General features: G+C 48.1%; 25 protein-coding genes. 10 read left to right on the forward strand and 15 right to left on the reverse strand.

The window, feature by feature from the left end; translation table 11 throughout:
* Positions 1–18: 18 nt before the first annotated feature.
* The 4 genes from QNH99_RS13345 to QNH99_RS13360 all read right to left on the reverse strand — a co-directional run bounded on the left by QNH99_RS13345 (position 19) and on the right by QNH99_RS13360 (position 3,302).
* The gene (locus QNH99_RS13345; protein ID WP_096012433.1) at positions 19–1,050 is read right to left on the reverse strand and encodes a methionine synthase; all 1,032 of its coding nucleotides are present in this window, start codon (positions 1,048–1,050) and stop codon (positions 19–21) included.
* A 25-nt stretch (positions 1,051–1,075) separates the two neighbouring features.
* Positions 1,076–2,059 (reverse strand): DUF1852 domain-containing protein, encoded by a 984-nt coding sequence (locus tag QNH99_RS13350; protein WP_063879237.1) that lies wholly within the window; start codon positions 2,057–2,059, stop codon positions 1,076–1,078.
* Positions 2,060–2,460: 401 nt separating this feature from the next.
* Positions 2,461–2,808, reverse strand: coding sequence for an HNH nuclease YajD (gene yajD / locus QNH99_RS13355; RefSeq protein ID WP_063879236.1), 348 nt, complete (start codon positions 2,806–2,808; stop codon positions 2,461–2,463).
* 203 nt (positions 2,809–3,011) lie between these two features.
* Positions 3,012–3,302, reverse strand: coding sequence for a helix-turn-helix domain-containing protein (locus tag QNH99_RS13360; RefSeq protein WP_256853507.1), 291 nt, complete (start codon positions 3,300–3,302; stop codon positions 3,012–3,014).
* A 39-nt stretch (positions 3,303–3,341) separates the two neighbouring features.
* Here QNH99_RS13360 and QNH99_RS13365 point away from each other — a divergent pair, with 39 nt between their 5' ends.
* The 4 genes from QNH99_RS13365 (at position 3,342) to QNH99_RS13380 (ending at position 5,475) form a co-directional block, all read left to right on the forward strand.
* A complete protein-coding gene (locus tag QNH99_RS13365) occupies positions 3,342–3,737 on the forward strand; it encodes a hypothetical protein (RefSeq protein WP_410516800.1) in 396 nt (131 codons plus the stop codon).
* A 208-nt stretch (positions 3,738–3,945) separates the two neighbouring features.
* A complete protein-coding gene (locus QNH99_RS13370) occupies positions 3,946–4,341 on the forward strand; it encodes a VOC family protein (protein WP_063879234.1) in 396 nt (131 codons plus the stop codon).
* 172 nt (positions 4,342–4,513) lie between these two features.
* Positions 4,514–4,948, forward strand: a complete 435-nt coding sequence (locus tag QNH99_RS13375; RefSeq protein WP_283355450.1) for a bifunctional diaminohydroxyphosphoribosylaminopyrimidine deaminase/5-amino-6-(5-phosphoribosylamino)uracil reductase RibD — start codon at positions 4,514–4,516, stop codon at positions 4,946–4,948.
* Positions 4,949–5,226: 278 nt separating this feature from the next.
* Positions 5,227–5,475 carry a DUF2543 family protein gene (locus QNH99_RS13380; protein ID WP_063879232.1) on the forward strand — a complete coding sequence of 83 codons (249 nt, stop codon included), beginning with the start codon at positions 5,227–5,229 and terminating at the stop codon, positions 5,473–5,475.
* Positions 5,476–5,806: 331 nt separating this feature from the next.
* Here QNH99_RS13380 and QNH99_RS13385 read toward each other — a convergent pair whose 3' ends face one another.
* A complete protein-coding gene (locus QNH99_RS13385; protein ID WP_283355451.1) occupies positions 5,807–7,387 on the reverse strand; it encodes an APC family permease in 1,581 nt (526 codons plus the stop codon).
* A gap of 392 nt (positions 7,388–7,779) precedes the next feature.
* Between QNH99_RS13385 and QNH99_RS13390 the strand changes: the two genes are divergently transcribed.
* Both QNH99_RS13390 and QNH99_RS13395 read left to right on the forward strand, forming a co-directional pair.
* Positions 7,780–8,226: a carcinine hydrolase/isopenicillin-N N-acyltransferase family protein gene (locus QNH99_RS13390; RefSeq protein ID WP_283355452.1), complete on the forward strand. Its 447-nt coding sequence runs from the start codon at positions 7,780–7,782 to the stop codon at positions 8,224–8,226.
* Entirely contained in the window at positions 8,198–8,380 is a 183-nt protein-coding gene (locus tag QNH99_RS13395; protein ID WP_256853513.1) for a hypothetical protein, read from the forward strand. The genes QNH99_RS13390 and QNH99_RS13395 overlap by 29 nt, the downstream gene beginning before the upstream one ends.
* Positions 8,381–8,684: 304 nt before the next feature.
* Here the strand turns inward: QNH99_RS13395 and QNH99_RS13400 are convergent, their stop codons facing one another.
* From QNH99_RS13400 to QNH99_RS13410, 3 genes are read right to left on the reverse strand one after another with little or no spacing between them, the layout of a single operon-like run.
* Positions 8,685–9,788: a M20 peptidase aminoacylase family protein gene (locus QNH99_RS13400; RefSeq protein WP_063879223.1), complete on the reverse strand. Its 1,104-nt coding sequence runs from the start codon at positions 9,786–9,788 to the stop codon at positions 8,685–8,687.
* Between the two features lie 17 nt (positions 9,789–9,805).
* Positions 9,806–10,273: a YjiG family protein gene (locus tag QNH99_RS13405; protein WP_063879222.1), complete on the reverse strand. Its 468-nt coding sequence runs from the start codon at positions 10,271–10,273 to the stop codon at positions 9,806–9,808.
* Complete coding sequence (locus tag QNH99_RS13410) at positions 10,266–10,949, reverse strand: nucleoside recognition domain-containing protein (protein ID WP_063879221.1); 684 nt, start codon at positions 10,947–10,949, stop codon at positions 10,266–10,268. The genes QNH99_RS13405 and QNH99_RS13410 overlap by 8 nt, the downstream gene beginning before the upstream one ends.
* A gap of 375 nt (positions 10,950–11,324) precedes the next feature.
* Between QNH99_RS13410 and QNH99_RS13415 the strand changes: the two genes are divergently transcribed.
* Positions 11,325–12,221 carry a LysR substrate-binding domain-containing protein gene (locus tag QNH99_RS13415; RefSeq protein WP_410516801.1) on the forward strand — a complete coding sequence of 299 codons (897 nt, stop codon included), beginning with the start codon at positions 11,325–11,327 and terminating at the stop codon, positions 12,219–12,221.
* Between the two features lie 372 nt (positions 12,222–12,593).
* Here the strand turns inward: QNH99_RS13415 and QNH99_RS13420 are convergent, their stop codons facing one another.
* The 7 genes from QNH99_RS13420 to QNH99_RS13450 form a co-directional block, all read right to left on the reverse strand.
* Positions 12,594–13,052, reverse strand: a complete 459-nt coding sequence (locus QNH99_RS13420; RefSeq protein ID WP_283355453.1) for a GNAT family N-acetyltransferase — start codon at positions 13,050–13,052, stop codon at positions 12,594–12,596.
* Between the two features lie 100 nt (positions 13,053–13,152).
* Entirely contained in the window at positions 13,153–14,364 is a 1,212-nt protein-coding gene (locus tag QNH99_RS13425) for an MFS transporter (RefSeq protein WP_283355454.1), read from the reverse strand.
* Between the two features lie 15 nt (positions 14,365–14,379).
* Positions 14,380–15,660 (reverse strand): hypothetical protein, encoded by a 1,281-nt coding sequence (locus QNH99_RS13430; protein WP_283355455.1) that lies wholly within the window; start codon positions 15,658–15,660, stop codon positions 14,380–14,382.
* 56 nt (positions 15,661–15,716) lie between these two features.
* Positions 15,717–15,899, reverse strand: a complete 183-nt coding sequence (locus QNH99_RS13435) for a hypothetical protein (RefSeq protein ID WP_063879215.1) — start codon at positions 15,897–15,899, stop codon at positions 15,717–15,719.
* Between the two features lie 675 nt (positions 15,900–16,574).
* Positions 16,575–17,195, reverse strand: a complete 621-nt coding sequence (locus QNH99_RS13440) for a histidine phosphatase family protein (RefSeq protein ID WP_283355456.1) — start codon at positions 17,193–17,195, stop codon at positions 16,575–16,577.
* Positions 17,196–17,405: 210 nt separating this feature from the next.
* Positions 17,406–17,828: a GNAT family N-acetyltransferase gene (locus tag QNH99_RS13445; RefSeq protein WP_410516802.1), complete on the reverse strand. Its 423-nt coding sequence runs from the start codon at positions 17,826–17,828 to the stop codon at positions 17,406–17,408.
* Between the two features lie 359 nt (positions 17,829–18,187).
* Complete coding sequence (locus QNH99_RS13450; protein ID WP_145395246.1) at positions 18,188–19,090, reverse strand: LysR family transcriptional regulator; 903 nt, start codon at positions 19,088–19,090, stop codon at positions 18,188–18,190.
* A 395-nt stretch (positions 19,091–19,485) separates the two neighbouring features.
* On the opposite strand from QNH99_RS13450, the gene QNH99_RS13455 reads away from it, so the two are divergent.
* The 3 genes from QNH99_RS13455 to QNH99_RS13465 are packed head-to-tail and all read left to right on the forward strand — an operon-like array spanning position 19,486 to position 22,667.
* On the forward strand, positions 19,486–20,148 hold the full coding sequence (locus tag QNH99_RS13455) for an RraA family protein (RefSeq protein ID WP_410516803.1): 663 nt from the start codon (positions 19,486–19,488) through the stop codon (positions 20,146–20,148).
* Complete coding sequence (locus QNH99_RS13460; protein ID WP_283355458.1) at positions 20,148–21,359, forward strand: aminotransferase class I/II-fold pyridoxal phosphate-dependent enzyme; 1,212 nt, start codon at positions 20,148–20,150, stop codon at positions 21,357–21,359. Before QNH99_RS13455 ends, QNH99_RS13460 begins: the two co-directional genes overlap by 1 nt.
* A gap of 39 nt (positions 21,360–21,398) precedes the next feature.
* Complete coding sequence (locus QNH99_RS13465) at positions 21,399–22,667, forward strand: cation:dicarboxylate symporter family transporter (RefSeq protein WP_109716144.1); 1,269 nt, start codon at positions 21,399–21,401, stop codon at positions 22,665–22,667.
* The last annotated feature ends 47 nt before the right edge of the window (positions 22,668–22,714 follow it).

A 22,714-nucleotide genomic window follows, 5' to 3' on the forward strand; every position in this document is an offset into this window, starting at 1 on the left:
AACCGACGACTGGCGCGATTATTTAGACAGCAGTTCTTTGCGGACGATTTCAGCACCGGCACTTAAGGCACTCAGCTTGCCTCGGGCAACCTGGCGCGATAAAGGCGTCATGCCGCAGTTGGTCGACGGATAAAGCTTATCGGCATCCACAAACTGAAGGGCTTTACGCAGCGTATCAGCCACTTCTTCTGGCGTTTCGATAGCATTGGTTGCCACGTCAATGGCCCCAACCATCACCTTTTTACCGCGAATGAGTTCGATAAGATCCATTGGAACGCGAGAGTTTTGGCATTCCAGCGAAATGATATCGATGTTCGACTTCTGCAGTTTAGGGAACACTTCTTCATATTGACGCCACTCGGTTCCCAGCGTCTTTTTCCAGTCGGTGTTGGCTTTGATGCCGTAGCCGTAGCAAATGTGCACAGCGGTTTCGCACTTAAGACCTTCAACCGCTCTTTCCAGCGCGGCAATGCCCCAGTCATTCACCTCATCGAAAAACACGTTAAATGCCGGCTCATCGAACTGGATAATATCGACACCCGCCGCCTCAAGTTCTTTGGCTTCCTGGTTGAGAATTTTGGCAAATTCCCAGGCCAGTTTTTCGCGGCTCTTGTAATGGCTGTCATACAGCGTGTCGATCATGGTCATCGGACCCGGCAGCGCCCATTTGATCTGTTTATTGGTTAGCTGACGTAAAAATTTGGCGTCTTCAACAAATACCGGCTTCTGGCGCGCCACCTCACCGACAACGGTCGGAACACTGGCATCGTAGCGATTACGGATTTTAACGATCTCGCGTTTTTCAAAATCCACACCGCTGAGGTGTTCAATAAACGTGGTCACAAAGTGTTGGCGCGTTTGCTCGCCATCACTGACGATATCGATACCTGCGCGATCCTGATCGTCAAGAATTAAACGCAGCGCGTCTTTTTTACCATCGATGAGTTCTTCATTTTCCAGTTTCCAGGGCGACCACAGCGTCTCAGGTTGCGCAAGCCATGACGGTTTAGGCAGGCTTCCCGCCGTCGAAGTCGGTAACAAAATTTTCATAACAGATAACCTTATACTGAGTTAATCAAAGAACGTAATTAGCAGACCATTGCTCAAGAACATGTTTGTAGGGTTTGATGAAGTTCTTCTCAGTAAACTTCCCTTGTTCAATAGCCAGATGGCTACGTTCTTCTCGGTCGTAAACAATTTGCGTTAATGAAAAATCCCGATGGCTCAGGCTCGGTTGATATTCGATACCTGCCGGAGAATTTGCATTATAAATCTCAGGACGATAAATCTTCTGGAACGTTTCCATCGTGCTGATGGTACTGATGAGTTCAAGATTGCTGTAATCACGCAGCAAATCACCCGTAAAATAAAACGCTAAAGGTGCAACGCTGTTTTCAGGCATAAAGTAACGTGCATGCAGGCCCATCTTGCTGAAATATTTATCGGTCAGTGAATATTCATCCTGCTGGTATTCAATGCCCAGTACCGGATGACGGTTGCCGGTGCGCACATAGGTGTTTTTGCTTGAAACGCTGAGGCAAATCACCGGTGTTTTGCTAAAATTCGCTTTGTACGCTTCTGATTTTATGAAGGATTTAAAGATATTGCCATGCAGCTCACCAAAGTTATCCGGGATGTTAAACACGGGATTATTTTTGTTATGCTCTGACAGCAATACGCTGAAGTCGTAATCGCGCACATAAGAGGAGAAGTTATTTCCGACAATGCCTTCAATGCGCTCATCGGTTTTTTTATCGACAATATTTGTTTTTAATATTTCGATTACCGGGAAGGCATCACGATTATTTTCGACATTGATATTCATTTCAACAGAAATGATCTCAAGCTCGACAGAATAACGGTCCCCTTTTGGGTTGTCCCAATGCGCCAGGGAATTGAAACGATTATCAATCATCACCAGGGCGTTGTGCAGGTTATCCTGACGGTTCTTACCACGGGCCAGGTTAGCAAAGTTGGTGGTGATGCGCGTATTTTCTGATGGGTTGTAATTCTCATCAAAAACACTGCTCTTAATCGTAAATGTGAAGTTGTTATTCATCGTGTTTTAGATCCTGAATTCTGATGTGAAAACTGCATTGTTCGCCAGAACGGCCTGCTTTTGTCTTGTGGCTTGCGTGTTCGGCAGTCTTCAACGCGTCGGTAATCAATAAGCATATTTTATGCCAGAGTCATGGCATGAGTGAAAGCGACTTAATTTCACATCAACATGAGCCTTCTTCATGTCGTCCTGCGGGTGCTGTACGCGCCGCTTTCCCAGCAGAGCGACCGGGGCAAAGCGGGCAACAATGCCCTGCATGAAAAGAGGCACGCCATCTGCCCTGTTTGCACGGCAGGCGGCTTGTCACCTGCCCCGCTCACGGCGTGGGGCAGGCTTCAGCGCCTTGCGCTTTTCGCTGATAACGACGGGCCGAAATCTGTCCGCAGAGGATGTACCCAGCGTTATTTCTTTTTGGTGAGCATCGACTTTAAATCAGCAAAAGGATTGTAGGTGGCTGCACCCACATCGTCCTGCGCATCTTCGCCCGCCACAACGGAGGTGCCGTACTGATCGGCTTCCGTGTACTTCGAATGTTCGTGGTCGTGGCAGTACAGGCACAGTAACTCCCAGTTACTGCCGTCTTCCGGATTATTGGTGTGGTCGTGATCAATGTGGTGAACCGTTAATTCACGCAGGTTCGAATACACAAACTCCCGCGAGCAACGCCCGCAGACCCACGGATAGATTTTTAACGCTTTCTCACGGTAGCCACTTTCCAGACGCGTATAGTTTTTGGGGATCAAAGCCATGACCGACGTTACCTGTATGATGAGATATTTTCACTTGTGATAAAGCAGGCTGACCTGCCTGCCGGACTACTTTAACGGGATCTGGGGCCGTCTGGCGATGTAAGTCTGCCAGAACGGGTAAAATATCTTTCTGAAGAAAGAAACGGCCTTCTGTATGGCCCGCCATATCCGCTTTGCCGCTTCACCGGCAAAAAGCACCCACGTTAATCTTTTTCATCTTCCGCAGGCGGCATAACCTCGGTCGAATCAGCCGTTCGCACGGCCTGGGGTGTTTTTCCTGTCCAGGCGTGAAACGCTCTGGCAAAGGAGTTGGCGTCTTCAAAACCGAGCAGGAACGAAATTTCCGCACCCGACATAGCGGTACTGCGCAGATAATGTATCGCGAGAGATTGCCTTACCTTGTCGAGGATCTGCTGAAACGAGGTGCCTTCATTCTGCAGTTTGCGCTGCAGCGTCCGGGAGCTGACTGCCAGCTTGCGACAGACCGTCTGCATTGAGGTTTCACCAGCGGGCAGACTCTCCAGCAAGATGCAATGTACCCTTTCAGCCATACTCGCCGTTTTATCAAGGTCCGCCAGCCGCTGGCGCAGCGACGGCTCAAAAAATTGCCCGCCGCACGTCCGCAATATGTCGTGATTACGCAGACCTTTTCGTGCAGCAAGTATTCAGCGGCAGGATACGATCCTTTCCCCTTCAGTGCGCCTACAGACGGGCTTTTTCTGACGTTCCCTTTTGAAGGCCAGGTCATGCAACTGATGGAAATGAAGGCCAGGATATATCAGTCAATTCTCCCTGCAAGGGCTGAGGTGCGACGAGATGAATATGACCTGCTCACCCTGACAGAATATCAAGACCCTGCGCTGGACGAGCCTGCCTTCTCTGGCTTTTACCATATCCCTGTCAGTCTGGGTGAAACGTCGAGCCGATGATTACCCCCGAAAGCCTGACAAGACTGTCATCTGTAAAAGCGCGTGTGCGGGTCATGCAGTAGCGGTTATCGCTGTCGGGGTGAGCTGGACTTTGGGGTTATGTTTAACTCGGCTTCAACAGAGTGAAACCCTCCCAACAGAAAAAGGGGGCTGTTTATGGTAAATGTCTTTATCGGGCAACTTCACCTGAAATCTGACGGAGCAAAAAATGAGAACCCAAAAACGGTGCCTGGGTTATGTCGCCATTGTGGTTGATGACTACGATCGCGCCATTGACTATTACACTGACAAGCTGGGCTTTACGCTTGTGGAAGACACACCGCAGCCGGGTAAACGCTGGGTAGTCGTCACGCCCAATCCGGAAAGCGATTGCAATCTTCTTCTGGCCCGAGCTTCCAATGAGCGCCAGGAGAGCGCTATTGGTAATCAGTGCGGTGGCCGCGTTTTTCTGTTCCTGCAGAGCAGCGATTTTTGGCACGACTACAATGCCATGAAAGCCAAAGGTGTGACGTTCTGTGAGGAACCGCGCGAAGAAGAGTACGGCACCGTGGTGGTATTTGAAGATATTTATGGCAACCGTTGGGATCTTTACCAGAACAAATAAAATCCAAACTGTTTGCCTGTTAAACATAAAACACAGGGTCAGAAATTAATAATGATGACTCACTTATCCGAACTAAGCGCGGTTGGTGAGTCAACGAAATGGCTGGACATTAATAACAGTAGCCTTAAAGATTGCTGGTTTCAGATCCCAGACATTCAGCAGATAAAATCATATGGATGAAAAGCTCAAATTCATGATGTTGGCGCTTGAATATTCCCGCCGGGCATTGCCAGAATGCAGACCTAATCCCCCTGTCGGCTGCGTTATTGTTCATAACGGCGTTATCGTTGCTAAGGGTTTTACACATCCACCAGGCCACCACCATGCCGAAATCGATGCGCTCACAAAGCTTACATTCCCCATTAGCGAATGCGAAGTATATGTCACTCTTGAACCCTGCTCTTTTCAGGGCAGAACGCCCTCTTGTGCTTTAATGCTTGCAGAGCTAAAGCCGGGACATATTTATATTGCCATGGAAGATCCGCACCCTAAAAACAGAGGCGCGGGACTCAATATTTTAAAAAATGCGGGTATCAGCCTTACATCAGGTATCGGAAAACAGGCGGTCGAGACGTTTCTTTTCCCCTATCTGGATAAGTCTTCATGATGAACACCACTTTGTGGTGGCGCACTGTCTGGTTGACCTGGACAGTACTGCCTTCTCAGTAGCAATCGACCTTTTCAATAACCACGCCCATCACGCTTGATCCAGCGCTTCCCCCCTTTTCCGTGCCTGGCCACACATAGGTAAACAAGTTCATGCCCATGTGCTACTGACTTTTCCGCCCCAACAGCGCTAACTGGCAGAAAAATCGCTATATGAATGATATGATTACCCCATTCGATTCAGTCAAAAAATACAGGTCGTCACCCTGAGGGCAAGATATGAACAATGAAGTCTCACTGAAATATTATGACATTGCCGATGAGTATTCGTCGGAAACGGAAACGCCGGTAAGCGAATCTGAACGTGACGCGCTGGCGCACTATTTCCAGTTGCTGATTGGCCGTTTAATGAATAATGAAGAAATCAGCGAAGACGCGCAGAAAGAGATGGCCGTTGAAGCGGGCATTAATGAACAGCGCATTGATGAGATAGCGACCTTCCTGAATCAGTGGGGCAACGAGGACTAATTTCGATACATGATGCGCGCTAAGCCGTGCATCATTTTTTGCCTATCCACGGCCTGTCCAGTCTGCTTCCTTACACCAGCTCATCCCCAATATCGTCACTCGTGGAATCCCCCGTTCCCATCGCTAACCGGGTTGATGCGCAGGTATTTTGATCATAGCGATAATGCGCCCTCTGCATGTAACCACGTTATCCGCCTTCTTTCTGCCAAACAGGACTGCGCCATGCCCGGCAAGTGCCGACACGCGGCAATGCGGTCTCCTGCGTGCGGGTGGTGCAAAGATGCGCGGGAAAGCACCTGTGCCAGGGCACAGGTGCAGGCGATAAACATTATTATGCGTGTTTGCCAAAGGAGGCGGACTCATCGTCCTCATCAGTAATGTTAGGTTTCGACAGGCTGGCTTTAACGCCCCAAAAGTAGCAGACCAGAGACGCGACAATGATGAGGATCATATCTAAGGGTGCACCAATCGCCCCGCTTCCGCCGTAGGTACCGAGCAGAGAAATCACCATTACCGCGATGTAATAAGCCAGCAGCCACCATGCGCACCGTAAATCCTGACTGAACTGGCTGTTCTTTTTACCAAAAATCGCATAAGCGACCCAGGCAACAATCAGAATCGGAATGAGGATCTCATTCACGGACCAGCCGCTCCAGTAAATCAAAAGCGTACTGGCTACAAACGCCAGCGGACTGAGAAACGCCGCGACAGGCAGACGGAACGGACGCTGCATATCGGGCAGGTGATTACGGAACGCGCCAAGGGTTATCGGGCCGGGCATGTAGGTAAAGACCGTTGCCGAGGTTACTGCGCCAATTAATCCGCCCCAGACCTGAAACTCAGAGGGCAGCGTCCAGGCAATGGCCAGCACCAGCGATAGCCACAACGCGCCACGAGGTACGCCAGATTTTGCATCCACTTCACCAAACACTTTGAACAGATGACCGTTACGCGCCCAGGCAAACAGCACGCGTGCGGCTCCTGCCAGATAGATGTTGCCGGTCCCGGCAGGCGAAATCACCGCATCGATAAGAATCAGGTTAATCAGCCAGGTCAGCCCCAGGCTGCGCGCCAGGTCGGCATAGGGAGACTGGAATACCTCCTTCAGCCCTGCCCAGCCATGTTGTGACAGCAAATCGGCCGGTACTGCCCCCATAAAGGCATATTGCAGGGCCAGGTAAATCACGAAGCTGACAGCAATGGCAATACCAATTGCCAGAGGCACGTTGCGCTGTGGATCTTTGGCTTCACTGGCAAAATCCACAGCCTGACGAAAGCCGAGGTAGGCAAAGACAATCCCTGCCCCCGTCAGCGAGCTGAAAACGCCATGTGCACCGCCAGGTGGTGACGGTGGCACATCAAGGTTCGGCGCATGGAAGTAAAGCAGGAGCGTGATGATAGTCAGTAACGGCACGATAAATTTGAAGGTGGTGACAATGGTGTTCACGCGACCAAAGAAGCTGACGCTCCAGTAGTTAAGCAGGAAAAACACCACCAGCAGCCCAATCTGTACAACAAACCCTAACCCCGTAGGGCTGCCGTCCGTGTGCCCCAGCGCGGGCCACCAATAGATTGCATACTGACGCACGGCCTCCACTTCGACCCCGGCAGTGCTGGTATAAGCCAGCAGAGAACTGACACCAATCACGAAGCCGACGATGTTGCCGTGGGAATAATTGGGATAGCGAACAAAACCCCCTGCGCGCGGCAGTGCCGAGGACAGCTCGGCGTAAACCAGGCCAATCATCAGCACGATCACGGCACCCAGCACCCATGCCCAGCCGGTATGGCTGCCCGCATAACCAGAGCTGTTAAGCGCGGCATATAACCAGCCCGAACCGATCATTGAGCCGATGCCAAGTAATGACAGATCGACCAACCCTAATTTCTTTTTGAGACCTGTAGATGCCATGATATGCCCTTCTCTGATTATTAGATGTTGTACGTGGGAATAAAGCATATTGTGTGCCAGCACTATTTTACTGTCGTAACTGTTTATGTAAGAAATATTCTGGATCACAGAACCTGGCAGATAAGGGTTTCAGGAAGGCGTTGCAACAGAAATAAAAATATCCGTCGACGTTTGTAGTGATATTAAGCATGAGATCAGGGTGCAATGCGCACTGCAATGATCCAGAAAATACAACGCGACGCTATTTGAAACATTCCGTCACCAGTGCAAAAGTTGTGACATATATTCGGGCAGAGCCGCTGTCAAAACCGTGGCGAAAAAACGCGGTAATACTGCCATCCTCTGAACAGATAGCGGCATTTCGCGGGTCTGCATCGCCAAAGACCCGATAGATGACATTATGCAAAATAACGCGCGTGGCTTTTACCCTCCGCCACCGCTGCTCACAGGCTGCCCGCCCAGGCGCAGGCGTTACCGTGGAAGCGACCGGTTCCGGCTGTTCTGTCACACCATTGCGCGATGTCTTCGCCCATGCCAATCATCTGATTCATGCAAAACTCGCTACCACTGAACAGGTGATTACTGAGAGCTCCGGCTCACGCCAGCAGCGTTTAAACGAATGGCTGGAGACACAGGCACACCTTGATGGCCCGGCGGCAAAAGCCATCCTCTCGGATCAACATGACCCTGTCCTGCCCATTTATCGTCTGTCACCCGATGATCCGGATGAAGAGAACACGCTTGCGACGGCCGTGTTTATTCTGGATAACGAGAAAACGACCTTGCAGGTTTTTACGCTGGATCGGCACCATGCGGCGCGACAGTACTGGATTGAATGACAGGCTGCACCCCGGCTGGCAGCAGCGCGAGGTAATGCGAGGTCTGACGGCAGGCAAGGTGTGGCACTGGCGACTGAGCGTTTTTAGCAACGTCGATGGATCAATGTTGCCGCTGTATTCGCGCCATCAGCAGGCTGAACATCAAGGTGAGTAGAAGCCTGATGAAGTGAAACTGGCGGCGGCGACAGACAGCGTTAACGCCGGGGATAGTCGGAGCCACCGCGCCGTCCCTGTTCGGCGCGGTGGCTGGTCCCCTTCTCTCCGCACACCGCCAGAGCCGGTCAGAAAGGCGCATTGGCGATCGCGCCACAGTCAGCGGCCTTCCCGACCAAAAAGGGCCACAATCACGGCTTTTGTCAGGGCCGCACGCCGTGGGACAACATTGTCAGGTCTGTCTCTTCTGCGACACCGATGTCCGACGAGCGCGAGGCGCCTGTCGCGCTGAAAACCCACTATTATCAGCCAAGCACATCCTGCACGCAGGCTTTAAACACTTTCACCCCAAGCGCGAGCGCGTCGCGATCAAAATGCATCTCCGGATGATGCAGGCCGGGCGTCAGGTTAGCGCCCAGCCCCCAGAAGCCGCCTTTGATCTGCGGACGAAGACGCAAATAGTGGAAGAAATCTTCACTGCCCGGCGTTGATTTCGGCGCTGTGAGGCCGGTTTCGCCAAACACACGGCGAATACCTCGTGCGATCACCTCGGTTGCCTCGTCATGGATAATGGCGGCGGGCATCTCTTTCAGAACGCGGATGTCTGCGCGCGCGCCATACGCGGCGGCGCTGCTCTCAATTGCGCGCAGCACCTGCGGCTTGAGGACATCCATCGCTTCGTTTTCTGCCGCACGCAGATCCCAGCACACCTGCGCTTTATCCGGGATCGAATTGGTGACGCCCGCATCGCAGAGAAAACGCGTCGCTTTCGCGCTCCATGTCAGCGACGGTGCAAGATGAATGCCGTTCACCGCCTGCACCGCATGGGCAGCGGCATCCAGCGCATTGACGCCTAAGTGCGGGCGCGCAGCATGGGCCGCTTTGCCATGGAACATCACTTCAACGGTGGCGGACGCCGAGTAGTACATCGCTGGCACGGCCTGCCCCATCGGGCACTCCTCCAGCGGACGCAGGTGGAAGCCGAGCAACATATCGACATCATCCAACACGCCGCCTTCGGTAAGGGCAATTGCCCCGGTGCCCAACTCTTCGGCTGGCTGGAAGATAAACTTCAGCTTGCCGTTTTTCACCAGCCCCTCCGCCATCACCTCCTGGGCGGTTGTCAATACGACCGTGGAATGGCCGTCGTGCCCGCAGGTGTGGCGCGCCACATGTTGGCCGTCAATGATATGCCCCAGCGCATCCATATCGGCGCGCAGCGCCAGCGTCGGGCCAGGTTTACCGCTGTCCAGTACGGCAACAATACCGGTGGTGTTATTCACCTTACGCGTAACCTGGTAGCCCGCCGCCGCCAGCACGTCCGCGATATAGGCGGATGTTTTGTACTCTTCGAACCCCAGTTCCGGGATTTGGTGCAGGTAATTAAAGTGCTCAAGTGTACGTGACACGTCTTACTCCTTAGTGCTCAGGCAATAACGCGCATAATCAGCATGGCGATTACGGCATTGAGAATGCTGACCGCCATCAATAACGGCCAGTACTTCTTCGGCACATCGGCCACGCCCAGCAGGCGTCCCATGTACTGGAGTTGCGACCCCATCAAAAAGATGGCGGGCGCGAGAATGGTGATCTGCCCCACATCAAGTTGGCCTTTGCTCAGCAGGCTGACTGCCACGCCGGTTCCGGCAGAGGAAGAGAGCCAGGCGGTTAACAGCACGGTGATCGCTTCGCCCGGCAGGCCGAAAAGCCCCATCAGCGGTGCGCAAACGTGCCCAATAATCTGCATCACGCCCAGTAAATTGAGCATTTCGGCGATCACATAGGCCATTAATACATTCGGCATCAAATTATTAATGGCGATATGAAAACCCTTGCGCGCGCCAATAACGAAAATATCAAACGGATTACTGGAGACTTTTGCTTGATTACTCATTGTCGAAATCTCGCTTATAAACAGTATTTAATGCCAGGCGAACCACGGCTGCGCCAACGAATTTAAGGACAAACATTAAAACCAGCGGAATAATGATCGGGATGGTTAAGGAAGCGAACATTGCCGATCCGATGGAAAAATAGTTATTAATCAACCCGGCACCGGAATACTGCCATGACCCCATAATTACCACATCTTTGCGGGTGATCTTTTCGCTGTCATAGAGTTCTTTCGTTAATGCCGCACCGGCATCGGTACTTTGCAGATCGGTAATTAATGCCAGACCGGTATAACCTGGAATGCCGAGCAGCGGTTTTAACAGCGGCGTGAGTAATTTATGCGCCGCACGGATCGCACCGTAATGGGTGAATATTTCCAGCAGGCCGAGCGCCAGCATCACCGTTGGCACCAGCGAGAGCGCAAAAAGAAAACCGGCTTTAGCGCTCAGGCCGCCGCTGCCGATAAAGGTGTTGGTTTCCGGCGTCTTCATCGTGCCGAACGCGCCGCCAAGCGTGGTGAAATCGAACGCGCCCAGCCAGGCCATGCCATCCACTTTAAAAAAGAAGCCGGAGAAGACCAGCAGCACAATGACCAGTGAAATCCACGCGCCAGGCCCCACTTTCCACTCCTCTGCTGCCTCTTTTTCTGGCTGCTTCAGTGTTTTTGATTCGCTCATATCATCTCTCTTTACATGTATAATGGAAAAGTCCTGATACTAAGCAGGATCCATGCCTGAATAGCCCAGCCGTAAAATAAACGCCTTTCGCCAGGCTGATTTTTGCAATAAAACCCCTTCCCGAAAAATAACGAGAAATTCAAGCGCATTAGCGGGAAAATTATTTCATCGTGCACGTATAAAAGCGCAATGAAATACGTTCTCCCCTTTTCTGGGCGCACTTTTGGTGCAGTGAGACTGATTTCCTTTTTCTTTTTTACTGACGCACCAAATTTGGCGGTTAATTTGATTATCACTATTTAAACGGCTTGATAAATAGCCATCAAGTGATGTTATTGTTGCTTTCAGGTCAACAGTAATGAGGGAATGCGGCAGATGTTCCAGGATAAACAGGTGGGTTACCTGTATGAAGTAGGTAACCAAGGCGGCATTCGCCGCGCGGCAGATATCCTTGGCGTTAACGCGTCGGTGGTCAGCCGCCAGATCGCCCAACTTGAACGTGCGCTACAGCTGCCCTTGCTGGAACGGCGCGGGCGTAATGTGGTATTGACCGAAGCGGGACGACTGCTGGCGGAGGACTATTTTTCCAGCCGCCAGCGGCGCGAAAAGCTGGAGAGCCAGCTTAAAGATCTGCGCCATATGCGCGGCGGAACGCTTTCGGTACGCATTGGCGGCGGACTGATCACGGCGTTTATCGAAGGGGTTATGCGCGAGTTTGCCCAGTCTTACCCGATGGTGTTTGTCGATATTGTGGTCGGCAGCATGCAGGAGATGATGAACGATATTGTCAGCGGCGAAGCCGATATGGCGCTCGCCTTTGGCCCGATTGGCACACCGGAACTGAAGCGCCACAGTTTCCAGTGGGGGCCGATTTGCGCTGTGGTCGCGCCACAGCATCCTATTGCCGGTCACGCCAGCATCACCATCGAAGAGTTGAACACTCACCCGCTTATCGCCCTGACGGAGAACTTTGGCTTGCAGCGCCACATGAACGCCATGTTCAAAAGCCAGGGTTTGCAATTTCACCCGGCCTACCGATGCAACCTGTTCTCCACCGCCATGAACCTCAGCCAGGCGGGGCTCGGTGTCTCATTTATGACTGCCTACGCCGCCGCCGACCCCATTCGTCAGGGGACTCTTGTCGCCGTCCCGCTTGACCACCCGATCGCCAGTAGCGCCCAGTGTCACCTGTTACGGAACTCAGACAGGCGCTTTACCCCAGCCGCCCATCATATGTGGCGACTTCTGCATAATGCGTTTCGCGACAGATAAAAATAGCGACTTCCGTAAGCGTTGAGCGGCGTGATTTTTTAAATGTCGTCATGCTGGATGGGTGAATCCTGAGCGTAGCCTGTAACAGAGATGCGCTTACAAGGCACGGCATCGCCAGTGGTGTGAGCGTCGGGCCTGACAAAGACCGGGTGGCGGGCAACGTTCTGCTAAAGGTGAGTCAAAATGCCTGTGTACATAATCTCAGCCTGTTGATGAATCGAGGCTTCGGCATCGGTATGACGGGCTGACATCAGTCAGAAGATGGACTTATCGGCATTTAAAGTCGCGGTGAGCGAGGAGCGGACGTGTCACTTATGATATGTATCCAACACCTTGAGCATAACTTTCCTGAGTAGCATAAAAAACGTGAAGTTAAGAAAGGTCTTTGCACATAAACACACTCAACGGATCTGCTGCATACGGGGGGAATGCATCGCATATTTCGTACCCGCACTTACGATAAAGTGCGATGGCCGGTTGCTGATTAATCCCCGTTTCAAGCCGTAATAAGCACGGAGTCTTCTCTGAAGCCATCGTCTCGATTGCGCTGATTATCCGCTCTCCGAGCTTCCTGCCCCGGTATTCCGGTCGAATATAAACCCGCTTAATCTCAGCTAAGCCATTTTCCTGGAATAGCAAAGCACCACAACCCGCAGGTGCGCCGCCTTCATCACGTACGATAACGCAGCGGAGCTGCTCGTCATTAACGGTTGAAAGATCCAGAGAGTGACTACTTTCAGCAGGATACAGTTCGCGCTGAAAGGCATCGAGCTCGCTGACCAGCCACGCCAGGTCAGAATCACTTTTATCCACTTCTGAAATGCTGAACATTCACTATCCTCGACAGCTAAAAGTGCTCATGGATATTGATAAAGACTTCACGACTCCATAAGAATTGAATAAACCCATGAGTAAAGTCTAAGGAGAACATTTAACCATCTTTTACTTTTCTCAAAATCAAAGGCTTGTATATTGATGAGCTAAAGAAGAGTGATCCAAGCGCAGCGAAAGCGAGAAAAAGAAAACACTTTTCTGCAGTGAAGTGGTCTATACCAACAACAATCACAAAACCTAACAAAGACTGATAGCTTCTTGATATCATATCGGAAGTGGCTATTATTTCTGAAAACTTACTTTTGTCAGTAAGCTCCTGCCCTGAGCTATATAATGAAATTTTAAGTAGCGACAACCCTAAATATATGATGAATGTTCCTGATAAATAACTCAAAACCAGAAATTTAGTCAATGGAACGGACCATATCAGACAGCCTACAGATATTAGCACGGCCCCTGAAATAAAGGATTTATTAATACTTTCAATTTTGAATATTTTCCCTGCCATCAAGCTTCCTACTAACAAAGAAAAAGTACTCATACTTGAAAACAAAGCAACAACAGTAGAGTATGAAGATACATAGATAATATTTATGTGATTAATGAGCTCTTTGTAGTTATCAGTAAGAATGTAAGTCGATATAATTTCATAAGCAACCATAGATGTAATTATGGATAATCTAAAAAAAAGAATGTTTTTTTGAACTTTATCATTGAAAATATAAGTAAAACCTGAAAAAATACTTTTCTTTTGAGATAGATTGTCAGGTGTCCATTCTTCAAGTGAGAAAACTATACATGTAGACATCAGGAAAAGAAAGCTTTCGGCATAAAAAATAAATTTTATCCCAAAGATTCCTATTGTCAGTGAGGATATAATAGGTGCTATTAAACCGAAAGAATTATAATAAAACTGCTGTTTTGAAACAAAACTTATTCTTTCTTCACTATCAACAAATTTCTGAAATGCCACGTTTTTCAGTGTCGTGTTTAATCCTGCGCAAAGAGATATCAGAGTTGATAAAATTGCAAGTACATAGATATTCCAAGTGAAAGCTATAGTTAAACAAGTTACAGATCTGGCGAAGTCAGTGAAAATGCTTAGTTCTCTCATTGATAAAATTTTCAGTAAATGAGGAATGAGAAAAAAAACAAGCATACTTGAGATTAGTCTCAAAGATATAATGTAGGCCGTTTTTTCGGGTGATTTGGTAATCATGTAGGCCATTGTAATAATTGCCACATCACTAATGCCCGTGCCAAATGAGGAAATGACATCTGTCAAAAGCAGCTTGTTTTTATTTTCCATTTTCCACCTCTGCGTTTATTTTACTTTATTCAAAAATGGTATCTCTCCCAGGCTCATTAAGTGTGAGCAATGATTACATACATGAATAAATTTCCTTTGGTCAATATCTTTCCCATAAGCATGAGTATAGGTTATTCCACAATTGGAACAGATTTCATATTCTGCTTTTTGAATATTGTAATTTTTGTTGAGTCGTTCCAATGACTCAAAGAAGTTAAACCCTAATCCGGGCCAGAGACCTGAAAGCAAATCAATCATGAAATAGTTTATATCCCTATTATGATCTCCCCTGTCATAATCTGTCGGAGAACCTTGTTTTGAATGTGTCTCAGGTGCAACGAATTTTAGATAAAGCGTCAACTCTTTCTTTGTAATTGTCCACAGAGGAGATGTATGAATGAATTCTCCCCATGTTTTCAAAGGTGCGGATTCACCTAATAAAGTCCCGAGTGTGTATGTCCTAAACACGCTAGCAAACAAATCCTCGAAATGATATCCAAATGAAATTGTGGAGATTTCTCTTTCACGGGCAAAGCGTTCCACACATGCACGCATAACGTGATGCCACAGCGTGATTGAGTGGCCACGACCTTCTGTTACAAGAATTTTTTCAATTGCATTTTCAAATCCATTTTTAAAATTCATTGTTTCATTTACATACTCTAAGGGTAGAACCGTGTAATCTTTTACTCCAAGATTTTGAATGGCTTCCATAGCCACTTTAATGTCCTTTGTAGAAGCGGCTGTATCTGCCACTGTCACGCCAACGAGTTCATGAGGAGGGAGCTTATCTTTGTTCCTTCTAAGCAAATAAAGCAAAGCCAGGCTGTCTCTGCCGCCAGACAACGCTAAAACAATTTTTTGATTCTCGATTATGAGTTTTTTTTCCATGATACCCTGGACAAACATATCATCTACATATTTGACAAAGCTATCAGGGTCGAACTGAGTCTCCTTCATCTCACAAATGCCGTTATCGTTGAACCACAAAACATTTTTTGTGTAAACTGATTCAGCATCTGTTTTAGTAGATTCGACCCCTTCATCTTCCCACAGCCTCAACGTTCTGCAGTATTCAGGTAGCTGATAAGCCCGAACCATATCTAAGACGATTTTGTCATTGTTATTAATCTTGTAGGTATGGTCATCAATTATTTTTTCATTGACATAACAAATGACTGAATCTCTAGGTATATAATTTCTCTTCAAAAAAACACGTAACGGTTCTTCATCATGCGCTTTAAGAATGTGAACCTTATCAAGCCTGTCTTTTAGAATGATTTTCACACTATTCATAGTAATTTCCTCATCATAGGCCTGCTGTATTACAGCAGGCCTAAAATTAGTTAAAATTAAATATGAGCGATGAAATCCGAAATGCTCATCAGTAGGTTGGCGTCACGTTTGATTCGACCCTGCACCATAGTGCTTATTGCGCTAAAGCAGATGTCTTTAGGTTCTGATTTATAGAGCTTGATAGGCTCAGGTTTTCTCGCGAAAACAGGCTGATAAAGCTTTTCTGCGGTTGATTGCATCTTATTACTCCTATCTGTTGAAATGGACAGAAATACTTGTGCCGATCAAAATAATACATTGCTTAAGCATTAGGTTAGCTAACCACTACGGGTCGGCTTACATAAATTTACATAACCATAACTTAATGTCAACAATTTGCGTGTAAATTATTTTTATAAATTAATCAATAACTTAACAATTAAACTTAAACAAAACCCAAACGGAATCAGTATAATTTCAACTCTTAAATAGCCTTATTAATTTAAAATAACTTCACCATTAATTAGATGACAATAAATAAGGGTGCTAATGGGTTTGCGTCTAACAAGTTCCTCGAAGCTTGTATTCCACTGGGATATTTGGTGAGCGTTTATGTATTTCAGTTGCACATTTTTTGTAAAAGAGAGTCCAACTTTACTGAAGTTAGCTTCTTTGTATCGTCATAGTTAGCCCATTCAACAATTTGATAGACAGCGCGTTTGGAATATTAAATGGTTAAGTTTCGCTTAAATTATCTTCACTCGTTTTCATCCAGCATTAAAAACAACTTTGTTACCAAAATCCTTGCAAATTTCACAACCGTAGCGGCTTGAACATCTCTTGAGTTTAATATTTCTGCGATTATATACAGTATCGTTGAAGAATATAAAGTTGTGCTTAAATCATGATAGCTTTGAATGACTGAAAGGTAACGGCTAATCCAGGAGACGTAAATGTGTAGCAATCCCCCATCTGAGCGCGGCACATCTTCCATTAATCAGATCGAAAACGGAGTAACTCGCGTTGGGTTGTGCATACCTGTGAAAATCATCCACAGTTCCACTTTTTAGAATCGCAAGCACACCCTGAATGACCTGCCCGTGAGACACAATACATATTGTTTCATGATCTCTTTGTTTTTCGAGATTGGATAAAAAATGCATAATTCGCTGCGAAGCTTGTGAGAGAGACTCCCCCCCTGGCGGACAATACTCTGCATCAAGTTTGAATAACGCCTTTGCAGCGTCCGGATTTTGTTGCGAGAGCTGTACGGTTGTCATGCCTTCAAACTGACCAAATGCCTGTTCTTTTAGAGCCGGTTCAGCTATCAGTGAGCAACAAAAGCTTTCAGCCAGGCTCTGTCCCATTTGCCAGGCACGGCCAAGCGGAGAAGCGTAGACACATTCTACCCGGTAATCACTCGCTGCAAACGCTGCCAATAAGGCTGATGTTTGGCGCTCCCCCCGAAGAGTCAATGCGCTATCACTCTGTCCCTGAATAATATCTCTCACATTCCACTCGGTTTCCGCGTGTCGAACAAGTATCACTTGCATCATTAAAGGGCCATGTATGTTATTGATTTAAATGCTACTAATCAAAAATATATCTCTGATATGATGGGGTTTTCCTGCTCTGGGCCAAAACACCAACAAGTGTAGCTGAATATTGTTATGTTCAGTCTCAGAAGTGATGCATTGAACGACGTTAACGTCCACTCCTGGCACAAACCGGACAAATTCCACCATGAGCGAGAAGCAGGCATTGTTTTATGTAGCTTTATTTCGTTTCCAGATCCTTGCCATACCTTCACTTGCAGGGCTGACTCGTATGAAACCAAATTTTTCATACAACTCTGGCACATCAGCCATTAACGTAACATAAGCACCATCACAGGCATTGTTATCGAGCCAGTTTGCCAAACTTTCCATTATTTGGCGGCCCAGCCCCCTGCCCTGATGCTGTGGATCTACAGCTACATCAACAATTTCCATATTGAGGGCGCCGTCACCCACTATACGTCCCATGCCGACGACAGTATTCTGCAAGCAGATATGGACTGCATAACAACTGTAGGGAAGCGCCCGGCGCACGCCCTCTGCGGGACGTGGCGTCAGCCCTGCGATGATGCGTAACCGGCAAAAATCCTCTACTGACGGAACTGTTTCAACAACCTGATAGCAAGCAGACAAAAGGTTATCCTCTGGTTAATAGTCCATTTTGAGCACAAAATCGACTGGTTTGGGCACAAGGTCCACTATGAGTGAACAGCACACATTTACTCATGGCGACTGAATACGTTCATTCTGGTAAACATCACATCCCTGCCGTCTCCCCGCATGCGCGCTCAGTGTGCTCCTGACGCGAGTCGTCTTTTTCCGGCACGCTTACGGTCCGTATACCCAACACTACACCTTATGGTTTCTGCGTCGCTGCATGGCTGTGCACAGTGCAATAGTGTTATGCCGTTCTGGACGTCGGAAAGTGCAGGTTTCTGCGGGCGATAAACTGTTTTTATCGCTTAACGCGTTACCTGATTTCAGCACGTTACTCAGAAACCGAAAAGGAACTTATCGAAGCTGCAGCAATTCCTGGCAATATCGGCAATATGAGGAATGATGCCTTGTTCACGATCGGCCCGATAAATTGCGCTGTATCTGACAAGAGGCAGTCTGGGTTTGAAATCGAGCTCCCTGAGTATCCCTTTTTCCAGCAAAGGCATTAAAGGTTTTCGGGGGAGATAGGTAATCCCCATGCCGGCAACCGTCAGCCCAATCTGGGCAAAGAGATTATTACAGACAATATTGCGGTCAAATTTAATGCCGCGCATTGAAAAATAGCGTTCATATATCAGACCTGTGCCGGATGTGGGACCCTGCACAAAAAAGGAATATTTTGCTGCTTCGTCAATATCAATTTTCTCTTCAGCGGGTATAAGTGCTGTCGACGACATCCAGGAATTTTCGACACTGCTCAGAAGGCACGCGTTGAGGCGAACGTCGTCGTACATGTCAGGTGCAATAATCAGATCGAGCTTGTCATTCTGGACGGAATCATACAGAACGGGAGAAGCATCCACGGTAGGCACTATCTGTACCTTGGGATAGACTTCCCGGATTTGCTGAATCAGCTCGGGTAGCCAGGTAAGGGATGTCAGCTCAGTTACGCCCAGCCGGAGTTGTGAAATCAGAACCTTCCTGTCGCTGATCCTCTCAAGCAGGTGGTTTCTTTTCTCTACCAGCTCCTGACTGTAAAAAAGAAGCTCTCTTCCCTTCTCAGTCAGCCGCGCATTTCTGCTCGACCGGTCAAATACCTCAATATCAAAAGAGACTTCAAGTTCGTGTATGCGCTTTGATATAGCAGACTGCGTCATATTGAGCTTCTCCGCGGCCGCTTCAAAACTGCCGAGATTAACTATCCATATCAGCGCATCCATTTGTTTGAATGTTATCACCTGGGTTACCTCTTAAAACGGCCGACAAAAAGTCCAGAATGTTGCGAAAGCCGCACCCCGTCTCTGGTGGGGCCTCGCTATGGGTGAAAAGAGACGTTTAATAGCAGGGGCGAAAAATTCCTGCTCAGATCACAGAACTGACATAGGAAATTCATATGCCTTCGCCGAAAAGCGCCTTTATTCCCATAAAAGAGGCGAGCTTATTGCTTTTACATTCACAGCCTAACGCCATATGTTTTTGATATTTATCAACTTTATGGCCGAAGTATCTTTCTTTCATGAAAAAAAGGACTGATTAACTATATCAAAATATCGCTAAAAACAATCTTTCATGGCCGATAGTATCAAACACAACCAGTTTGTTAATTTAATGTTAAAAATCACTGAGGCCATTTATGTCCATCCCAGGAAGCCATATCAATCCGCCCGCCAGACCACTGACACGCGCTGAACGTGAATCTTTCAGAGACGTTGTGACCCCACATCTCAGCGACAACATGTCGCGAAATATCGGTATTAGCGGTCTGCAACGCTTCAATAAAACCGGAAAACTTATCGGTACCGCATTGACCGTAAAGGTGCGCGGCGGAGACAACCTCATGGTTTACAGGGCGATGACCATGATTGAAGAAGGCCATGTGCTGGTCATTGACGCACATGGCGATACGAATAACGCCATCATCGGCGAGCTGATTAAACTTGAGTGTCTTCGCAAGGGATGCGCAGGATTTGTTGTCAATGGCGCCATCCGTGATGTTGCCTCTTTTGAACATACCCCTCTCTATGCAAAAAGCATCATTCACAAAGGACCTTTCAAAACCGGTCCCGGTGAAATAAACGTGCCTGTGAGCATCGGCGGTCAGGTTATCTGCCCCGGGGACATCATCATCGGAGACGAAGATGGCATCGTGAATTTTGCATACGAATTTAAGGATGAACTTCTTAGGCTGGCGGCAAAACATGCGCAGAAGGAAGAGGCTGTAAAGGAAATGATTGCTTCAGGCCAGGAAGATCAAACCTGGTACACAGACCTGCTTCGTGAAAAAGGATACCTGTGATGAAACTGAATCAGCGTGTGTCTCAACGATTAAAAAGCATCAAGCCATCACCCAGCATTGCCGCGAACGAGCTTGTTACTCAGTTGCGATCCGAAGGTTTTAATATTATCAATTTCACCATCGGAGAGCCTGATTTTGATACGCCCGAACATATTATCAAAGCGACCGTTGACGCCCTTAAAAACTCGGAAACGCATTACACTCCCGCAGCAGGAACGGTGGTTCTGCGTAAGGCAATCTGTGAAAAACTTGAGCGTGATAACGGGCTTCGCTATGAGTTAAACGAAATTGTCTGTGGTAGCGGCGGAAAGCACATCATTTTTCACGCTTTCGCTTCCACGCTGGATAAAAATGACGAAGTCATTATTCATGCTCCTTACTGGGTATCTTATCCGGACCTTGCCATTCTGAATGAAGGCACACCGGTTATCGTAGAGGGTGATGAATCCAATGACTTTAAGCTCACGGCTGAGCAACTGGAAGAGAGCATAACGGCAAACACCCGCTGGGTGGTGCTTAATTATCCGAACAATCCCACCGGTGCGGTATACCGTGCTGAAGAACTCATAGCGCTGGCCGACGTGCTGCGAAAATATCCTGACGTGCTCATTATGCTTGATGAGATATATGAGCACTTTGTATACGAAGACGCTACACACCTTTCACTGGCCGCTGTCGCGCCGGATCTGAAAGAGCGGATACTTATTATTAACGGCGCCTCAAAGGGATACGCAATGACCGGATGGCGTCTTGGATTTGGCGCGGGTCCACAGTGGCTGACCAGCGCTATCACCAAACTGATTTCCCAGACAACCACCTGCCCGAGTTCGGTAAGCCAGGCGGCTGCAGTAGCAGCGTTCGCAGGTGATCAGCAGCCCGTAAAGGAGATGCTCGCCATCTATACCGCGCGCAGAAAGCGCATTGTCGAACTGCTCAGCAATCTGCCAGGCCTTAGTTTTAACCCACCAGCAGGTGCATTTTACCTTTTCATTAATGTGTCCGGGCTGATCGGTAAAATAAAACCCAATGGAAGCCGTATAACCTCTGACGATGACGTCGTGGAGTATTTTCTACGTGACGCAGGCGTCGCGACCGTTACAGGCAAAGCATACGGGCTTTCTCCTTACTTACGCATTTCTTTCGCAAGTTCAGTTGATGTCATTGAAGAAGGATGCCGGCGACTCAAAACGGCCATTGCATTGCTTCGCTAGCAGATTCTTAATTATTAACCAACACCAGGTACGAACTAAATGAAAAAGCCAGGAATCCCCCTTGTATGGCAAATTGTTGTCGGCCTTGTGGCAGGCATTGTAATAGGTTACCTACTTAATCTATATCCCGCGCACAGTGCGTGGCTTATAGAACAGATATTTAAGCCTGCCGGCGATATTTTCATTAAATTAATGAAAATGATCGTTATTCCGGTTGTTTTTTCGTGCCTGGTGGTGGGTATCGCAGGTCATTCTGACAGTAAAGCGGTGGGAAGAATGGGCCTGAAGACCATTTTTTATTTCCTGTGCGTGACAACCACCGCCATTATCGTTGGCTTGATTGTAGGAAACGTGGTGAAGCCCGGCGCAGGGGCGGACCTGTCTTCGATGGTGCAGCATCAGGTCAGTGTCGCTACGCCCGCGTCAGCGAATCATGGGCTTGGTCAGGTGATCCTGAGCATTATCCCTGAGAATATTGTTGATGCTATGGCAAAAGGCAATCTGTTGCCCGTGATCTTCTTTGCCGTCATGTTTGGCATTGGTATTGCTTCGCTTGAAAATGAAAAAAAGGCGAACGTGGTCAATTTCTTTTCTGCCATTGCTGATGGGATGTTCAAAGTTACAGGCATGATCATGGCCTATTCCCCTATCGGGATATTTGGCATGATAGCGGTAACGGTGACCGATTTCGGCGTCGCGTCTCTTCTGCCGCTGGTGAAACTGATTGCCACAACTTATATTACCGCCATTCTGTTTGTTATTATTGTTTTTGGACTCATCGCCCGATCCGTCGGCATTAATATTTTTACCATTATCCGCATTATCAAAGATGAATTGATACTTGCTTTTTCAAGCGCCAGCTCAACATCTGTTCTGCCACAGCTGATTCAGAAAACACAAAAGTTCGGCGTCGATAAAACGGTTTCAGGGTTTGTTATTCCTACGGGGTATTCATTTAACCTTGACGGTGCCTCTCTTTTCCTTGGCATCGGAACGCTGTTTATCGCGCAAATCTATGGCATTCACCTGACCCTTGCCGATCAGATGATGCTTGTTGTGACGATGGTCATCACCTCTAAGGGCGCAGCCGGTGTTCCTGGTTTTATGTTCGTCATTCTTTCCGCCACGCTCTCTAGTGCTGGTATCCCGTTAGAAGGTATTGCTTTCATTGCCGGCGTTTACCGCTTAATGGATATGCCTAATACGGCGCTTAACGTTCTGGGAAATACGCTGGCCCCTATTGTCATAGCCAAATGGGAAAACAAGTTCAGCGATAAACGCTACGCTGAAACTGTGAAACAACTTTAGATTTCAGTCTTTCAGACAGGTTTACGGCGTATTTTGCTAAGTAAACT

Source organism: Pantoea allii (genome assembly GCF_046529425.1).
Lineage (GTDB): Bacteria > Pseudomonadota > Gammaproteobacteria > Enterobacterales > Enterobacteriaceae > Pantoea > Pantoea allii.

Excerpts from the sequence above, each read along its gene's own strand:
- QNH99_RS13425 (WP_283355454.1), bottom strand. The coding sequence starts at position 14,364 with ATGGAAAATAAAAACAAGCTGCTTTTGACAGATGTCATTTCCTCATTT.
- yajD (WP_063879236.1), bottom strand. The coding sequence starts at position 2,808 with ATGGCTTTGATCCCCAAAAACTATACGCGTCTGGAAAGTGGCTACCGT.
- QNH99_RS13370 (WP_063879234.1), top strand. The coding sequence starts at position 3,946 with ATGAGAACCCAAAAACGGTGCCTGGGTTATGTCGCCATTGTGGTTGAT.
- QNH99_RS13420 (WP_283355453.1), bottom strand. The coding sequence starts at position 13,052 with ATGTTCAGCATTTCAGAAGTGGATAAAAGTGATTCTGACCTGGCGTGG.
- QNH99_RS13390 (WP_283355452.1), top strand. The coding sequence starts at position 7,780 with ATGACATTATGCAAAATAACGCGCGTGGCTTTTACCCTCCGCCACCGC.
- QNH99_RS13430 (WP_283355455.1), bottom strand. The coding sequence starts at position 15,660 with ATGAATAGTGTGAAAATCATTCTAAAAGACAGGCTTGATAAGGTTCAC.
- QNH99_RS13435 (WP_063879215.1), bottom strand. The coding sequence starts at position 15,899 with ATGCAATCAACCGCAGAAAAGCTTTATCAGCCTGTTTTCGCGAGAAAA.
- QNH99_RS13415 (WP_410516801.1), top strand. The coding sequence starts at position 11,325 with ATGTTCCAGGATAAACAGGTGGGTTACCTGTATGAAGTAGGTAACCAA.
- QNH99_RS13375 (WP_283355450.1), top strand. The coding sequence starts at position 4,514 with ATGGATGAAAAGCTCAAATTCATGATGTTGGCGCTTGAATATTCCCGC.
- QNH99_RS13385 (WP_283355451.1), bottom strand. The coding sequence starts at position 7,387 with ATGGCATCTACAGGTCTCAAAAAGAAATTAGGGTTGGTCGATCTGTCA.
- QNH99_RS13410 (WP_063879221.1), bottom strand. The coding sequence starts at position 10,949 with ATGAGCGAATCAAAAACACTGAAGCAGCCAGAAAAAGAGGCAGCAGAG.
- QNH99_RS13395 (WP_256853513.1), top strand. The coding sequence starts at position 8,198 with ATGCGGCGCGACAGTACTGGATTGAATGACAGGCTGCACCCCGGCTGG.
- QNH99_RS13345 (WP_096012433.1), bottom strand. The coding sequence starts at position 1,050 with ATGAAAATTTTGTTACCGACTTCGACGGCGGGAAGCCTGCCTAAACCG.
- QNH99_RS13380 (WP_063879232.1), top strand. The coding sequence starts at position 5,227 with ATGAACAATGAAGTCTCACTGAAATATTATGACATTGCCGATGAGTAT.
- QNH99_RS13350 (WP_063879237.1), bottom strand. The coding sequence starts at position 2,059 with ATGAATAACAACTTCACATTTACGATTAAGAGCAGTGTTTTTGATGAG.
- QNH99_RS13455 (WP_410516803.1), top strand. The coding sequence starts at position 19,486 with ATGTCCATCCCAGGAAGCCATATCAATCCGCCCGCCAGACCACTGACA.
- QNH99_RS13365 (WP_410516800.1), top strand. The coding sequence starts at position 3,342 with ATGTACCCTTTCAGCCATACTCGCCGTTTTATCAAGGTCCGCCAGCCG.
- QNH99_RS13465 (WP_109716144.1), top strand. The coding sequence starts at position 21,399 with ATGAAAAAGCCAGGAATCCCCCTTGTATGGCAAATTGTTGTCGGCCTT.
- QNH99_RS13440 (WP_283355456.1), bottom strand. The coding sequence starts at position 17,195 with ATGATGCAAGTGATACTTGTTCGACACGCGGAAACCGAGTGGAATGTG.
- QNH99_RS13360 (WP_256853507.1), bottom strand. The coding sequence starts at position 3,302 with ATGCAGACGGTCTGTCGCAAGCTGGCAGTCAGCTCCCGGACGCTGCAG.
- QNH99_RS13405 (WP_063879222.1), bottom strand. The coding sequence starts at position 10,273 with ATGAGTAATCAAGCAAAAGTCTCCAGTAATCCGTTTGATATTTTCGTT.
- QNH99_RS13460 (WP_283355458.1), top strand. The coding sequence starts at position 20,148 with ATGAAACTGAATCAGCGTGTGTCTCAACGATTAAAAAGCATCAAGCCA.